This is a genomic window from Mycobacterium sp. (assembly GCF_035570115.1).
Lineage (GTDB): Bacteria > Actinomycetota > Actinomycetes > Mycobacteriales > Mycobacteriaceae > Mycobacterium.
Window position 1 is genome coordinate 1 of record NZ_DATMLH010000331.1, and the last position, 15090, is coordinate 15090.

A 15090-nucleotide genomic window follows, 5' to 3' on the forward strand; every position below is an offset into this window, starting at 1 on the left:
GGCTTGACTCAACGACCGGTCGTCACTCCAGAGGGCCAGGCAGAATCGGCTGACCGGGCGCAGGACCGCCAGTCGGCGTCGTACCTGTCGGCGCGTCCTTACCCGCAGGGCCACCCACGCCAGTGAGTAAAGCGCCCCCAGGCGCCGGAGCACCAGCTATCACCGGAGCACCGAAGGGCAAACCCGCCGGACCGCCAACCGGCGCTGGGGCACCCGCGCCGGCCGGAACCGGAGCACCAACCGGCACTGGGGCGCCCGCGCCCGCCGGAGCACCGGCCGGCACCGGAGCAGCGGCGGCAGGACCAGCCGCACCGGAGAATGCCGCACCAGCAGGCGCAGGCGCAACGCACACCGGCGCGACCACCGGTCCGCCGGCGACCGCCGCCGGCGCAGTTTCGCCCGCAATTCCCTGGACGCACGAATAGCCACCTATTTTCAGCAGGCTAGCCGCAGCGTCCGGGCTCAACGCCATGGCGGCCCCGCACAACCCGACGCCGGCAACAACTTTGATACCGAGCCGATCAAAGATCGCCATCAAACGTCAGCTCCTTTATTCGCCCAAAAGGTGCAGCAAGACCGCATGGTCGTACCTGAGTCGTATTAGACAATGACGCAATTGTTCACGGAGTTGATCTTGAAGACGACCCGCGCCGCAGAACCGTTCTCGAATGGTGACGCGATGGTGACTTTTGGCTGGCGTTAGTCCCCCGACGAAGGGCGCAGCTCCGCGGAACCTCCAATACCGAACTCCGCCTCGACGTCCGGTTAAACTGTGCGTTCTCAGAGGAGTTGGCTCATGTGCGCTCGTAGCGGTCGCTTCATCATTCCGACAGCTGTGCTACGCAGGCTCGCCGAGGACCAATCGATCCCGGCAGAGTCGCGACAGGCGATAAACGATTGTGTCGCGGTCGAGGAAGCGTGGCGACGGCTGCGAAACGCCCAGACCGAGGCGGTGCAGGCGAGTCTGCTTGCCACCGGAATCACCACCTTGCAAGTTGCCGGTGTGCTGGCGTCTGTACCAGCGGTAACGGTCTACGACTGTAAAAACACTCGATCGCTGCCCGGCTCGCCCGTCGCGAATCCGGGCAGCAGCTCGGACATCACAGCGAACCGCGCCTTCGACACAACCCACGCCGTCGTCGATTTCTATCGGCAGTGCTTTGGGCGGAACTCGGTTGACGATGCCGGCATGACACTGATGTCGTCGATTCACTACGGGGTGCGCTACGACAACGCCTTCTGGAATGGCGCTCAGATGACGTACGGAGACGGGGATGGCCAAGTATTCACCGACTTCACAAAAGCGGATGACGTGATCGGCCACGAGTTAACGCACGGCGTTACCCAATTCACCGCGGGCCTCGACTACACCGGCGAGCCAGGTGCTCTCAACGAGAGCATCTCCGATGTATTCGGTGCGATGTTTCATCAATGGCGCAGGAAGCAGACCGCCGCGCAAGCGGACTGGCTTATCGGCGCAGCGGTGCTCGGCCCGGCCGCAATTGCGAAAGGCTACACGTGCCTGCGCAACATGGCTCAACCGCGCTCTCAACACTGCATGTCGCCGCAGCCGTCGCACTACAGCGACTACATTCCCGATGGGGATCCGCACGAGAACAGCGGCATCCCAAATCACGCCTTCTACCTCGCGGCGCTGACTATCGGTGGACGCTCCTGGGAAAAGGCCGGAAAAGTCTGGTATGCGGCGCTGACTAGTCCTAAAGCTCACGCGTCGACGGGGATGGCAGAGTTCGCCACGCTAACCCGCGCCGCCGCCAGATCTCTATTCCCCAGCGATACCAACGTATATCGTGGGGTGGACGACGCATGGACACGAGTCGGCATTCCAGAGGCCGACATCTCCGTCTGACCCGTTGTCAAGCCAGGACGATCGAGGCACAGCAATGCAGGATCGCTACATCATCGAGCGACGTGGCGGCTTCGCCGGCCTGAAGGCCAGTGGCGCCATCAATGGTGACGCACTGCATCCTGACGATCGCAAAACACTGGAACAGCTCCTCGACCGCGACGAACCATTCGCCAGGGATCCCGGAGCTGACCGCTACACCTACGTCGTGACGCGCGAAAACGCGTTGGGCAGCACTACCCGCGAGATTCCCGAAAGCGTGCTACCCAGTGCGGTCGCAAGTGTTGTCACGCCCGAGATCTGACCGGCTTCTCACTGCGCAAGCAGGTTGACGACTCCCGTGAAGAGGGCCGGCATTGCCGCCGCGGCCGGCACGATGTGCGCCCGTATCGGCGGAGAGCCGCTCACCTGAAGTAAGGCCGCGGTCAGCATTCGATAACGCCGCGTCATATGGCGCCATTGGCGGTCGTAGGTGTCCGGGCGTTCCGCGACAACAGCTTTCACCAACAGCTCGGCTGCACCGAAGGCCAGGCCGAGACCCTCGCCGGTGAGCGCATCGACGTAGCCCGCAGCGTCACCGACTAGCAGAATCCGGCCTGCAGCTCGGCTTGAAACCCGTTGGCGCAGCGGCCCGGCAGCCCGATCGGGCTCATGCGGCAGGCCCTCGATCCGATCCCGCAACGCGGGAAACTCCGCGAGGTGGGAATCGAATCCACCACGACGTGACTTCAGCACCGCTACGCCCACGCAGTCATCGGCAATCGGCGTCACGTACGCCTCAGCATCGGGCGCCCAATGCACCTCGACGTAGTCCGACCACGGCGCGGTTCGCACGTGCCGTCGGATGCCCCACCGACGCGCACCCGGGCTCGGTTGTTCCAGGCCCAACGACCGGCGGATCGGCGAGTGCAGCCCGTCGGCGGCGGCGAGGTAGCGTGCCCGCCAATCCCCAGCGTGGACAGACGTCGCGTCTTGGGTTATCTCACCCACTTCATCCTGGCAGATCCGCACGCCCGCGCGGGCGGCAGCGTCGAGAAGCGCGCCGTGTAGCACGGTTCGGCGTACGCCGCGTCCAGCGCCACGACTGAATGGCGCGTTGACGTGTCGGGTGCCGTCCCAGTAACTGATCCCCCGGAACGGCTTGCCGTGCGGGTTCACGCCGAGAGACTCCAAGTGCCGCAGCGTGTGTGGCATCAGCCCTTCACCGCAGGCCTTGTCGATGGCTCCGGCGCGCTTTTCGACGACGACGACTTCCAAGCCGGCCTTGGCGCCGTTGATCGCAGTGGCCAATCCGGCCGGGCCACCGCCGACGACCAGGAGATCGATCATCCCAGGCTCACAAGCGCAGCGTTTTCAGTGTGAATTCGCGTCCGCAGCAGGACCGCGTTGAGAACCGAGAACACCAGCGCGGTTATCCATGCGGTGTGCACCAACGGCAGCGCAAAGCCTTCGGCGATCACCGCGACGTAATTCGGGTGAGGCAGAAAGCGATACGGGCCGCCGGTGATCCGCGTCGCGCCCGGTATCACTATCACCCGGGCATTCCACTGGTGCTTCAGGGTGCTGATGCACCACCAGCGCAATGCCTGTGCGGCGACGACAATCGCGAGCATCGGCCAGCCCAGCACTGCAACGAACGGACGATGCAACACGATCGGCTCGGCCAAACATCCCACCAGCAGCCCGGTGTGCAGCGCCACCATCACCGGATAGTGTCCGGCGCCGAATTCGACGCCGCCGTGCGCCTGACTCCAGGCGCGGTTACGTTGGGTCACCACGAGTTCGGCCAGGCGCTCGACGGCGACCGCGCCGATCAACAGCAAATACCAGTTCATCGATATCAGCGCCAGCGCAGCATCACGAGTTCGGAGCAGAAGCCGGGGCCCATTGCCATCATCAGCCCAGGGCTTCCCGCGGCCGGGCGTTTGGCGATGGTGTCGCGCAACACGTGCAGCACCGACGCCGACGAGAGATTGCCGACCTCGCTGAGCGAACGCCACGTCAATTCGAGTGCGTCGTCGGGCAATCCGAGTGAGCCGACGATCGACTCGATGACTTTCGGGCCACCGGGATGGCTCACCCAGGTAGGAACATCGGCGATCTTCAAACCGTGTGCGGCAAGGAACCTGGTGGCGTCTTCGGGCAGATACTGCTCGACGACGGTCGCGACGTCCGGAGAAAGGATGAGGCCAAATCCGGTGGAGCCGACGTTCCAGCCCATCGTGTTTTGCGAGTCGGGGTAGAGATGGCTACGGGATCCCAGGACGTCCGGGCCCGCGGCACCGATCTTGTCAGCGCGCCGTTCGCCGACGGCGACCACCGCCGCGGCACCGTCGCCGAACAGAGCGGTGCCGACGAGGCTGGCTATCGAACCTCCGGCCGCCGCGGGGAAGGTCAACGAGCACAGCTCGACGGCGACCAAGACCGCGACGTCGTCGGGTGCACCTCGCAAGTAGTCGTTGAGCCGGGCCACACCCGCAGCCCCTGCGACGCAGCCCAGACCGAACAACGGCACGCGCCGCACATCTGGTCGCAGCCCCAACCGAGAAGCGATGCGAGCGTCGAGGGACGGAACGGCGATACCGGTGACCGTTGTCGAGAAGATGACATCGACGTCCTGCGGTTGCAATCCCGCTTCATCGAGCGCCGCCGTCAGCGCCGCACAACCAAGTTCCACCGCATTCTCGATGAAGATGTTGTTCGCGACGCCGAAGTCGGTCAGCGACCCGTACTCCTCGAGAGGCCTCACCAGGTAGCGGCTGTTGACCTTGGAGCTCGCGTGCAGCTTCCGCAGGATGTCTTCGCGTCCATGGAAAGCCGGCAACGCGGCGAGCGACTCGGTGATCTCGCTCTGCGCGTATCGATACTCCGGCAGTGCACCCTGCACACCGGCGATGACGCTGCCAGCGGTGTGAGCACCAAAATCTTTGCGGCTCAATGACTGTGTCACGTTACTAACCCTTCTCTGAGCGTGTTCCTTGCCGGCGTCGTCGCCGCATTTGGCATGTCGTGCTGTCCACGTGGCCCCTCGGCACACGGACGGCGCGTCTTTGCTGTCCCCGATCGAGATCGGGGAAGCGGTGCGGGCCCCCACCAGCAATGGCCACGGGTTGTGCGAACCCGGGGCCGCATACGCCCTCGCCACTAACACGAGCGCGGCTGCTACTTGGTTCGGTCTGAGGCCCATCAATCGGGCGGCAGTGGGTTGCAATGCCCGCCCGATGTCTCTTCCTCGCGGTCCCGGAACTTGCGGTGCCGGCCCGTCCGATGCCTCCGGCCATGGGGACCACCTGCTCTGCGTGAAACCTATTTCAACGGCCGATGACTTTTGTCAACAGTCGGTGACTTGGAAGCTACGCGCACCCCGACCGGTTGTCAACAGCGGATGACATATAAGGTTTCATGATGCCGGAGACCCGCCCCCGCGATGCCGCTCAGACGCGGGCCGACATCCTGGCCGCGGCGCGCCGCCGATTCGCGGCGGAGGGGTTCGAGCGCACCACGTTGCGTGCTATCGCCGCAGATGTCGGGGTGGATGCGGCGCTGGTGATCCGCTACTTCGGCAGCAAGCAAGACTTGTTCGCGACCGCCACCGAATTCAGGATCGATCTGCCCGACCTGTCGGGTGCGGACCCAGACGACATCGCGGACATGCTGCTGCCGCGTTATTTCGCGGTATGGGAGGACGACGAGGCCTTCCTGGCGCTGTTGCGCGCGGCGATGACCAGCCGGGTTGCCGCCGATACCTTGAACGAGACGCTGGCCACCCATGTCGCGCCCACACTGATGGGCGCCACCCCGGACAACCACATGAAGCGCATCGCAGTGACGGACGCGTTCGTGATCGGCCTTGCCGCAACCAGATCCGTGCTCGCCAACCCGCCGGTGGCCGACCTCACCCGCGAGGAACTCAGCCGCTGGGCCGCTCCGGTCTTTCGTCAGCTGCTGGTTGGGCCGGCGCCGACGTGACAACGGTGCGACCTCGCAACGCCAGTCGAACTCGCGCCGACATCTTGGCGGCGGCACGTCGCCGTTTCGGGGCTGAAGGATATGAACGCACGACCTTGCGCGCCGTCGCGGCGGACGTCGGTGTGGATGCAGCGCTGGTGATCCGCTACTTCGGCAGCAAGCAGAACTTGTTCGCAGCAGCAGCCGATTTCGCGATCGAGCTGCCAGATCTGTCGGGCGTTGACCCCGACGAGGTCGCGAATATTTTGTTAGACCGATTCTTCGCGGTATGGGAGGAAGACGAGACGTTCGTGGCGCTGTTGCGGGCGGCCATGACGAGCCAGCTCGCGGCCGAGACATTGCGGCAGGTGTTCGCACGACAGATCGCGCCCAAGCTGATCAGCGCCACTCCGGACCATCCCGTGCAGCGGGCAGGGCTAACCGGCGCCTTCGTCATCGGGCTTGCGATGACCCGCTATGTGCTGGTGAATCCGCCGGTGGCCAACCTGAGCCGCGAGGAACTCTGTCGCTGGGCTGCGCCGGTGATTCGGCAGCTGCTCACCGGACCGGCAGCGCCGTAGCTCACGACTAGCGAACGTAGACTTCGCCGCCGGTGGGGTATCCGCCGCCATGGGTGGTGATGTGGACGTGGTCGTAGTGGCCGTAGCCCGATCCTGATGGCCCACTCGGGGTGTAATAAGTGCCCCGCCAGATGCAATCTTGCAACGCGAATCTGCCCGCATTCTTCAGCGCGAACGCGACGATCTGGTTGCCGAGCGCGATTCCCGCGGCGCTACTGGGATTAGGGATCATCACGTCGATCGCCAAACCCCGCGGATGCCATGGCAGTGCGTCCGGCCGAACTCCGCCCATGTTCGTGATCTCGGGGAACACCGCACTGATAGTGCGAGCGGCCAAAATCGTCTTGACCTGCAGGCCGCGCTCCGGAGCGCGGCCTACGGGCAACAGCTGCGGGACATATTTTGGCGCCACGCGCCATCGCGATGCTCTCGACGCCGGCTGCATGTCACCGGGGCCGGCGGTCACGCTGGACGGAGCCCACGACGACGACGCCGGTGCGCCCGCCAAGACCTGTAGGCAGCACGGCGCAGCCGCCCCAGCAACCGAATCGGCGTCACTGCGGGGGGTGGATTGATATGCACTGCCACCGAGGGCAAAGAAAGCGGCGGCCGGAGCCGCCACCACAGCCACTGCGACCGGCGCTTTTCGCCGGCTGCTGGCTAATCGGTGACGACCCACGGCACGCAGCTTACGGGCAAATCAAGAAATAGTCACGAACGGATAACGACCCGTCACATCGGCCAGCTGCTCGACGCGGGCGCAAAACGGAGAGCGCCGGCCGGGGGCAGGGGCCGTCGTTTGTCGATCGATATGGCGTCGAGTATCAGCGCGACGTAGCGGCGCCAGCCGTCGCTGTTCGAATCCATCGTCCACAGCACGCTATGCAGCATCGCGATCAGCCGCGGCAGATCGTCGTCGACCAGGTCGGCACGGACGACACCGGCCTGCTGGCCTCGCTGGGCAAGCTCGCTCAGCGCCTCATACAGCGAGGTCGAGATGTCGGGGGTCAGCGACCCGGCCATGCGCGCCGCGGTCAGCAGGTTGTGTTCGCGAGCGCCCAGCGATATCGCCGCGTCGATCAGTTGGGCGAGGCCGCGCAACGGGTCATCGGCGTGCCGGACGGCCTCGATCGTCGGCGTGAGGTCCTCGGCGATGCATTGATCCAGCGCAGCCCTGATCAGCTCGGCTTTGGTCGGAAACCTGCGATAGAGCGTCCGCTCGCCGACTCCTGCGCGACGGGCGATCACCTCGATGGGTGCCTCCGGCCCCAGCTCGTCGTAGACGTCCCGTGCCGCCCGCAGGATCCGCTGGGCGTTGCGCGCGGCGTCCGCCCGCAACGGTCGGTCGGAAACCGCGGTCATAGCGACAGCGTAACTGACAGTTGACTGCCAACCAGCTGGGTCATACGCTCCGATAATTGGCAGACAACTGACACTTATAAGGAAACGTTTGTGACGGCAACAACTTCCGAATCCCGCCCCGAGACCGAGCTTCCGGTCATACCGGCCCAACGCGCCGCGCACTGTCCCCTGCATCCTCCGCCTGAATTCGTCAACTGGCGGGAAGGGCCTGGGCTGCGACGGGCGTTGTGGGGAGGGCGACCGGTCTGGAGTGTGAGCCGCTACCACGACATCAGGGCCGCGTTGGTAGATCCGCGGCTGTCCGCGGACACCATCTCGGCCTCGATGAGGCCGTCCAGCGACGAAGGCATCCCGGTAATCTTCGCGCGGATCGACGATCCCGAGCATCATCGGTTGCGACGGATGATGACCGGCCAATTCACCTTCCGGCGTACCGAAGCGATGCGGCCACAGATTCAGGAATTGGTTGACCATTTCCTCGGCACGATGATCGATAACGGGCCGCCTGCCGACATCGTGCGCGACTTCGCCTTACCGGTGCCGTCGTTGGTGATCGCGCTGCTGCTCGGTGTGCCGCCCGAGGACCTCGAGCTCTTTCAGCACCACACAACCGTTGGACTGGACACCAAGTCGACCGACGAGCAAAAGGCGCATGGCTTCGCTGCGATGTATGGCTACATCGAGGAACTGGTCAAGCGCAAGGAGCACGAACCCGGCGACGACTTGATCAGCCGCCTCGTCACAGACTACGTCGCGACCGGCCAACTCAGCCGTGAGACCGCCGCCATGAACGCGGTGATCATGATGCAAGCCGGCCACGAAACCACAGCCAACATGATTGCGTTGGGAACTGTTGCGCTGCTGGAGAATCCCGATACTTTCGAACTGCTGGGCCGAACTGACGACCAAGCCGTGGTCGCCAACGCCGTCGAAGAGCTCATGCGCTATCTCAGCATCGTGCACGCACAAGTGGACCGGGTGGCGATCGAAGACCTGACGATCGGCGGTCAGCTGATCCGTGCCGGGGACTGGGTCTTGATGAACCTGCCCGCCGGAAACTGGGACACCGAATTCGTCGACAGTCCAGAGATGCTCGACGTCGAACGAAACGCCCGCGGGCACTTAGCCTTCGGCTACGGCGTCCACCAATGCATCGGAGCCAACCTGGCCCGTGTGGAAATGCAAGTTGCATTCGCCACACTGGCTCGCCGGCTACCCGGGCTCCAACTGGCCGTCCAGCCGGATGAGCTGAAGTTCAAAGACGCCGACATCTACGGCATGAAAGAACTGCCCGTCACCTGGTGATTCTGGAGATTCAGTGACATCAACAAACGACATGCGGTTCGACGGCCAGGTTGCGGTGATCACCGGCGCCGGCGGAGGCCTGGGCAAGCAGTACGCGCTGCTGCTGGCATCGCGCGGCGCGCGCGTCGTCGTCAACGACACCGGCGGTTCGGTGACCGGAACTGGCTCGAACACCGACGCTGCACACGCCGCCGCAGAGGAGATACGCCGGCAGGACGGTGAGGCAGTCGCCGACACCAACAGCGTGACCAGTCCCGAAGGCGGACAGGCGATTATCGACACCGCCCTGCGCAGCTGGGGACGAGTGGACATCGTGATCAACAATGCGGGCATCGTCTGCGACGCGCCCTTTGAGGACGTCACCGCCGATCGGCTTGCACCCCTGTTGGATGTGCACCTGAAGGGCGCCTTCTACGTGACCAGGCCGGCATGGAAGGTGATGAGCGAGCAGCGCTACGGCCGAATCCTCAACACCTGCTCTGCGGCCGGGATCCTGGGCGCCGAGCGGATGAGCAACTACGGCGCGGCCAAGACCGGGCTCATCGGCTTAACCCGCGTGCTGGCCGCCGAAGGCGCCGACCACAACATCAAAATCAATGCCATCGCTCCGATCGCCTACACGCGGATGCTGGCACACTCCATCGACGGCGCCGGTCAGCCGGGCGACACGTCGGCGCAGGCGGTCTTGGACGACCTTGTGGCCCAATACCTTCAGAAGTTGGACCCAGCCCTGGTTGCTCCGGTGGCGGCCTTCCTGACGCACCGGGACTGCCCGGTGTCCGGAGAGATCTACACGGTTGGCGCCGGACATGTCGCGCGATTCTTCATCGGCAGGACGAAGGGCTTTTACAGTCCCGCGCTATCGGTTGAGGCTGTGCGTGATCACTTCGACGAGATCCGCGCCGACACCGACTACACCGTGCCGAGCGGTCCCGCTGACGAGATGAGCACGCTGTTCGCGACCATCATGGCGAACCGGCCCGACTGACGCTACAGATGAGCGGCGGCGAAATCCGCGGCTTGGGCCGTCATGCCATTCGCCGGGTATTCGGCGTGCGCGAAGCTCGGCACCCCACCGGCATCGCCATCGCAGATGGTGTCGCCGGGAGCGCACAAATCGATGGTCTTGGGCACATAGAGCGGGCCGATGACGATCGCCGGTGCGCCGTAGTTTTGCAACCACGCTGCCGACGGCTTTCCAAAGAGGGTCACCGCGGCGACATGGTTGGCTATCTCCGGCGGCATCGGCTTGGGTAGGAAGGACATGTACTCAGCCGGTATCCCCGGTGGAATGGAAGCCGACGTGACGAAACCGGCCACGACCGCGCCCTGGGAATATCCGCCGAGCACGATCCGGGTCTTAGGGCAGTTCGCCGCTGTTGCCTGGATGTGACCGCCGGCGTCTTTGATCCCGTCGACTACGCTTTGGGCGAACTGGAGGCGGTCGGAGAAATCGCTGCTGGCTTCGTAGTTCACCGGATAAACGTCGAGCGACTTAGCGCCGACTTGCGAGCGCAGCGCGTCGACGAATGGCTCTCCGATCCCGCCGACACCGGGTGGCTCGCCGGTACCGCGGGCAAATACCACCTCCACGTCGGGGCATGGCTGCGCTGACGCGATCGGGATGGGTGCGATGAGCAACCCCCCGGCGACGACCAGGGCGGCAACGACGAAACGAGCGATCTGACGCGGGCACATGGTCAACATTGTTGCCCTGTACCCCCGAACATGCCCCGTTATGCCGATCGCACACGTCACGGTGCGATGACCGGGGCCAGACGGTTAGGTCGATTCCTCTGAACCATCCAGCACGCTGACGGCGATGCCGTACGGCAGGAATCGGACCCTGCGGGTTGCATCGGTCTTGTTCTGGTTCGCGCGCAGCGCATCGAGTTCGGTGGCGTACACCTCTTCGACCCGGGCGCCGCCGTCGGTGCTCACGGTGTAGATCACCCAGACACCGTCACCGGCCTCACCGGCGGTTTCCGGCCTGGTGCGCATGCGCCGGGCCACGTCCTCGAGGAGCCCAGACCATCCGGCCCGATCGCCCGGGATGAAAAACCGGCTGACCCCCTCGAATGCTTCGCGCAGTCCCTCGCTCGCGTCGCGGAACACTCGATCGAAGTCGTCGGGATCGAATCCAAACCGACCATTATCGTCCATTGCGGCCTCCTGGCAGCTCACACCGATAACACCAGTGTGCGCATAACGGGCGAACTGCGCCACGCGCAGTTGCGCGCCCCCAGCATTCAGCCGCCGACTGCTACGGCCCTGGCGGCGGGGGCGGCGGCGGGTTGATCGGAATCGGGACCGTGACAAACGGCAGATGAAGGTACACCACCATCGGCGGCAACCGCGGCGCCGGAGGAGCGGGCGGGGGCTCGGCCGCCTGGGGTGGCGGGGGTGCCGCCGGCAGCGGCGGTGGCGGCGCGGCCGGCGGTGGCGCCTCGTCTGCTGCGGGAGGCGGCACGTAGACCGGTGCTTGACGAGTCGGCGCCCGATAGACCGGGTTCGGGATCACAGCCCGCTGCGGCAACTGGTGCACCACCGGAGTCGGCGCCGTGATCGTCTGCGCCGGCGGTGGAGGCGGTGCGGCCGATGGCGGCGGTGCTGCTGGCGGCGCGGATGACGCTGGCGCGGCCACTGCAGGTGCGTGCGCGCTCGGCGGCGCCGGCACCTGCTTCGTGGGGACGGCGTTTTCGCGGGGGCTGGGGCTGGTTCGCTGGCCGATCGGCCCGACATCGGTTACCAGCGAAATCGCCAGCGCCACAATGCCGATGAGGATGGCCGCCACCACCCCACTACTCGCCAGCAGGAACGGCCGGTGCGCGCGGAGGCCCGCGTCGACTTCCTCGTCCGCTAAGGCGCTGTAGGCGAGGGCGCTGTCACCCAACCGGGCGTTGGCGGAGACGTCGAGATACGCCGGAGCGAGCGCGTTGGGGTTCACCTCACCGGTACCCGGATCCTGCGCGTAGGCCAGCGCAGCGGTCGACGATGCGAACAACGGCGCGTTTGCCGATGCCAGCGCCGCTCCACGGGCGAGCGCCATGTCCGGTTCCTCGGGTGCGCTCACCGGAATCGAGACCGTCGCTTCCAATTGCGGCTTGATGGGGACGATATCGACGCCGCAACCGACGACGAACACGCCGTCCGGCCTCGACTCCAGCCCGTCGAGGGCAGCGACCATCGCCGCCAACTCGGTGACTGCCTCGGCGCTGCGCCGAGCGCAGTGCACCCGCTGTCGGTGCAGATCGACGATCGAACCGTCGGTCGTCTCGACCACGGCCAAGGTTCCGCTTTGCGGCTCGACAAACAGCAGCGCGGTGTACTCGTAATCCATCGCATCGCCGACCGTCTGGGTCAGCGCGGCCGCCGCGAGCAGCGGTGAGACCAGCATGACGCTTCGCATCTCGCGGAAGGCCAGCGCGTCGCGTAGCGCGCCGACCTCGGTCGGCTCCGTCCAGGTCACCCCAGTCGACATCAACCGATAGCCGCCTTCAGCGGCGCCTTCCCGGGTACCGAGGATCGCGGCGATCACCTGCTCGGGTGCCCCCGAGGTTGCCGCGCCGTCCGTGGCAACGACTTCGAAGGTGTCTTCCTCGACGGTGACACCGTCGGCGTTTTCACCTTCGACCAGCACCATGCGGACTGTCGTTGGTGCCATCGACACACCAAGTACGATGTCCACTACTCCTCCAAAGCCCTTTGCTAGCCACGGTCTAGGCTGAGAAGTGCACCGCGCGGGCCCTCCACAAACTTCATCGCCAGAGCAAGATGCGGCGTTACTTCGCCGATTAGCTGGACGCTATGAACTGCAGGTCATACCGAGACGGCAGCGACGCCACACAAACCGCGGCCGACCCGGCAATTCCACCCTACTCGTCAGGTGTCCAAACGTAGCCCGGAATCGACTGGGCGAGCTGACGACAGATAGCTGAGTCCACCCCGCAGGTTCAACTCCTCAGTCGCGACCAGCGGAACGACCGCCGAAGCAGTTAGCCGAACCCCGGGTTCAGATACGGGTTCTGCGCCACGTCTAGTAGCCGTACCCGCCACCCCCGTACGGGTACTGCGGTTGATAGGGGCTTTGCGGCTGGTATGGGCTCTGCGGCTGATAGGGGCTCTGCGGCTGATAAGGGCTCTGCGGCTGCTGGCTCGCACCACCTTGACCGTCAGGCACCTGAACCGGTATCGGCACCGGCAGGAACGGCAGCCGCAAATACTCCGTCGTCATCGGCACCCCCGTAGTTGTCGGGGTCGTCGTCTCGGCGGTCGGCGACGGCGTCGTGGTGGGCGTGCTGCTCGTGGTGGTGGTTGGCGGCGGTGTCGTGGGCGTCGTGCTCGTTGCCTGCTGCGTGGTCCTCGGCGGTGGCTGATGAGTCCTTGGCGGTGGCTGATAGGTCGTCGTCACCGGTGGTGGCGGCGGAGGCGGCGGAGCCTCGCTGGTGACGGGCGGCGCGACAGTGGCCGCAGGGGCGGTGCTGGGAGGCGGTGGCGGCACCGGGCTCGGCGACGGAAGGTTCGGCAACGCGGGTTTGGAGCTGGGAGGCGGTGGCGCCGGCACGGCCGAGGTGCTGGAGGGCGCCGGTGCCGGGGGGTGGCTGGTCGTGCTGGTCAGCGTGAATGCCACCCCGCCGATGGCGGCCATCGAGAGCAGTGCGGCGACTCCTAAAACCAGCTGCGGCAGGCGATTTCCGCGATACGACTCCTCCGGCTCGTCAACCTTCGGCAACTGGAACAACTGAGACGGGGTAACGCGGGCGTCGTCGTCATAGGGCTCACCGGTGTAGACCACCGGCTCGCTGGCCGAGTCGTCGGCCTCCGACCACGCCAACTGATGAATCGTCTCCGACGGGTCTTCGAAGAACGCACCGGTGGGGACGCCGAACGTGCCGGTGGAGGCACCGAGCGTGTCAGTCGACGCGGTGAAGGTACCGGTAGACGCGGCGAAACTCCCAGTGGACGCACCCACCATCGCGGCCATTGTCGTCGATTCGAGCTCGTCCTCCTCCCGCCGCTCGACCGGGTTTCGCACGGAGAGCATCAACCCGCCGACCGCCATGGCCAGCCCGGGCTGAACGGCGGTCACCACGGAGGTCTTGACATGAGCCGAAAGACGCTGGGCCACCAGCGGAATCTTGGCACTGCCGCCGGCCATCGCCACCGCTGCGAGATCTCTGCGGCGAACTCTGCTGCGCCGCAACATGTCATCGAACGCGGAGAGCACGCCGCCCAGCCGATCGTCGATCAGGCTCTCCAGCTCGGCTCTACTCACCTGGACATTGGCACGCTGTCCCGGCAGTTCAACCACCATCTCGGTCACCGTCTCGTCGGAAAGCCGCTCCTTGGCCAGACGGCATTCGTCTCGCAAATTGCCGAACTGCCCGAGCACGCCGGTGCTCTCGGGATCGGCGCCTTCGGTGTGACCGATGTTCTCCAACACATGAACGAGCAGCGCCTGGTCAACGAGGTCGCCGGAGAATTCCGAATAGCGCACCGTGTCGGCAATGGGGGTGAAACTCGCGGCGGCGTCGGCCAGTGTGATGCTGGTGCCCGAACCACCGAAGTCCAGGAAGGCCACCACACCGTTGGCGGGCAGGCCGTCATTGGAGTTCAACGCCGTCAACGCGGTAACGGAATCCGAAACCAGCCGCGGCGAGACCCCGCCCCGCACGAAACCGGCGTGTGTGCACAACGCGTCCTGCAGTCCCCGCAGGGCTTGCGGTTCCCAGTGCGCGGGAACGGCAATCGTGATGTTGGACGTCGCCGCATCCCCACCACTCGCATTGATCAATGCATCGAGGGCCTCCACCAGCAACAGCGCGGGGTCATGGGTCGATCCGTCGGCGGACGTCATCGCACTAGACCCGCCGACCCGCTCGACGAAGCCCGTCATCAATGTGCCGGTGTCAGCAGCGTCCGTATCCTCCGTTGGCACACCGAGTTCCGGTGAGCGATCAGGGAAAAGAGTCAACACGGCGCGGCGCGAGACGGGTGGGTTCCCGCTGCGGACCGCGACTAAATTGG

16 protein-coding genes are annotated in these 15090 nt (G+C 65.4%); 6 read left to right on the forward strand and 10 right to left on the reverse strand.

Features of this window, described 5'->3' with window-relative positions; translation table 11 throughout:
- Positions 1 to 22 precede the first annotated feature (22 nt).
- The gene (locus tag VNW74_RS31055) at positions 23 to 535 is read right to left on the reverse strand and encodes a hypothetical protein (protein ID WP_325684100.1); all 513 of its coding nucleotides are present in this window, start codon (positions 533 to 535) and stop codon (positions 23 to 25) included.
- A 261-nt stretch (positions 536 to 796) separates the two neighbouring features.
- Here VNW74_RS31055 and VNW74_RS31060 point away from each other — a divergent pair, with 261 nt between their 5' ends.
- Positions 797 to 1870: a M4 family metallopeptidase gene (locus tag VNW74_RS31060; protein WP_325684102.1), complete on the forward strand. Its 1074-nt coding sequence runs from the start codon at positions 797 to 799 to the stop codon at positions 1868 to 1870.
- Positions 1871 to 1904: 34 nt separating this feature from the next.
- Positions 1905 to 2171, forward strand: a complete 267-nt coding sequence (locus VNW74_RS31065; RefSeq protein WP_325684104.1) for a protealysin inhibitor emfourin — start codon at positions 1905 to 1907, stop codon at positions 2169 to 2171.
- Between the two features lie 8 nt (positions 2172 to 2179).
- Here the strand turns inward: VNW74_RS31065 and VNW74_RS31070 are convergent, their stop codons facing one another.
- From VNW74_RS31070 to VNW74_RS31080, 3 genes are read right to left on the reverse strand one after another with little or no spacing between them, the layout of a single operon-like run.
- Entirely contained in the window at positions 2180 to 3196 is a 1017-nt protein-coding gene (locus tag VNW74_RS31070; RefSeq protein ID WP_325684106.1) for an NAD(P)/FAD-dependent oxidoreductase, read from the reverse strand.
- A complete protein-coding gene (locus VNW74_RS31075; protein ID WP_325684108.1) occupies positions 3193 to 3702 on the reverse strand; it encodes an isoprenylcysteine carboxyl methyltransferase family protein in 510 nt (169 codons plus the stop codon). The genes VNW74_RS31070 and VNW74_RS31075 overlap by 4 nt, the downstream gene beginning before the upstream one ends.
- 5 nt (positions 3703 to 3707) lie before the next feature.
- On the reverse strand, positions 3708 to 4817 hold the full coding sequence (locus VNW74_RS31080; RefSeq protein ID WP_325684110.1) for a type III polyketide synthase: 1110 nt from the start codon (positions 4815 to 4817) through the stop codon (positions 3708 to 3710).
- A gap of 455 nt (positions 4818 to 5272) precedes the next feature.
- On the opposite strand from VNW74_RS31080, the gene VNW74_RS31085 reads away from it, so the two are divergent.
- Together VNW74_RS31085 and VNW74_RS31090 are read left to right on the forward strand one after the other, a co-directional pair.
- The gene (locus VNW74_RS31085) at positions 5273 to 5836 is read left to right on the forward strand and encodes a TetR family transcriptional regulator (RefSeq protein ID WP_325684112.1); all 564 of its coding nucleotides are present in this window, start codon (positions 5273 to 5275) and stop codon (positions 5834 to 5836) included.
- The gene (locus VNW74_RS31090) at positions 5833 to 6396 is read left to right on the forward strand and encodes a TetR/AcrR family transcriptional regulator (RefSeq protein ID WP_325684114.1); all 564 of its coding nucleotides are present in this window, start codon (positions 5833 to 5835) and stop codon (positions 6394 to 6396) included. Before VNW74_RS31085 ends, VNW74_RS31090 begins: the two co-directional genes overlap by 4 nt.
- Positions 6397 to 6403: 7 nt before the next feature.
- On the opposite strand, the gene VNW74_RS31095 is transcribed toward VNW74_RS31090, so the two are convergent.
- On the reverse strand, positions 6404 to 7075 hold the full coding sequence (locus tag VNW74_RS31095) for a hypothetical protein (RefSeq protein WP_325684115.1): 672 nt from the start codon (positions 7073 to 7075) through the stop codon (positions 6404 to 6406).
- Positions 7076 to 7128: 53 nt separating this feature from the next.
- On the reverse strand, positions 7129 to 7758 hold the full coding sequence (locus VNW74_RS31100; RefSeq protein WP_325684117.1) for a helix-turn-helix domain-containing protein: 630 nt from the start codon (positions 7756 to 7758) through the stop codon (positions 7129 to 7131).
- A 90-nt stretch (positions 7759 to 7848) separates the two neighbouring features.
- On the opposite strand from VNW74_RS31100, the gene VNW74_RS31105 reads away from it, so the two are divergent.
- Together VNW74_RS31105 and VNW74_RS31110 are read left to right on the forward strand one after the other, a co-directional pair.
- On the forward strand, positions 7849 to 9063 hold the full coding sequence (locus VNW74_RS31105) for a cytochrome P450 (RefSeq protein ID WP_325684119.1): 1215 nt from the start codon (positions 7849 to 7851) through the stop codon (positions 9061 to 9063).
- A gap of 31 nt (positions 9064 to 9094) precedes the next feature.
- Positions 9095 to 10051 (forward strand): SDR family NAD(P)-dependent oxidoreductase, encoded by a 957-nt coding sequence (locus VNW74_RS31110; RefSeq protein WP_414686831.1) that lies wholly within the window; start codon positions 9095 to 9097, stop codon positions 10049 to 10051.
- A 2-nt stretch (positions 10052 to 10053) separates the two neighbouring features.
- Here VNW74_RS31110 and VNW74_RS31115 read toward each other — a convergent pair whose 3' ends face one another.
- The 4 genes from VNW74_RS31115 to VNW74_RS31130 all read right to left on the reverse strand — a co-directional run bounded on the left by VNW74_RS31115 (position 10054) and on the right by VNW74_RS31130 (position 15001).
- The gene (locus VNW74_RS31115; RefSeq protein ID WP_325684123.1) at positions 10054 to 10761 is read right to left on the reverse strand and encodes a cutinase family protein; all 708 of its coding nucleotides are present in this window, start codon (positions 10759 to 10761) and stop codon (positions 10054 to 10056) included.
- A gap of 84 nt (positions 10762 to 10845) precedes the next feature.
- Positions 10846 to 11226 carry a hypothetical protein gene (locus VNW74_RS31120; RefSeq protein ID WP_325684124.1) on the reverse strand — a complete coding sequence of 127 codons (381 nt, stop codon included), beginning with the start codon at positions 11224 to 11226 and terminating at the stop codon, positions 10846 to 10848.
- Positions 11227 to 11326: 100 nt separating this feature from the next.
- Positions 11327 to 12751: a DUF7159 family protein gene (locus tag VNW74_RS31125; protein ID WP_325684126.1), complete on the reverse strand. Its 1425-nt coding sequence runs from the start codon at positions 12749 to 12751 to the stop codon at positions 11327 to 11329.
- Between the two features lie 348 nt (positions 12752 to 13099).
- Positions 13100 to 15001 carry an Hsp70 family protein gene (locus VNW74_RS31130; RefSeq protein WP_414686828.1) on the reverse strand — a complete coding sequence of 634 codons (1902 nt, stop codon included), beginning with the start codon at positions 14999 to 15001 and terminating at the stop codon, positions 13100 to 13102.
- Positions 15002 to 15090 lie beyond the last annotated feature (89 nt).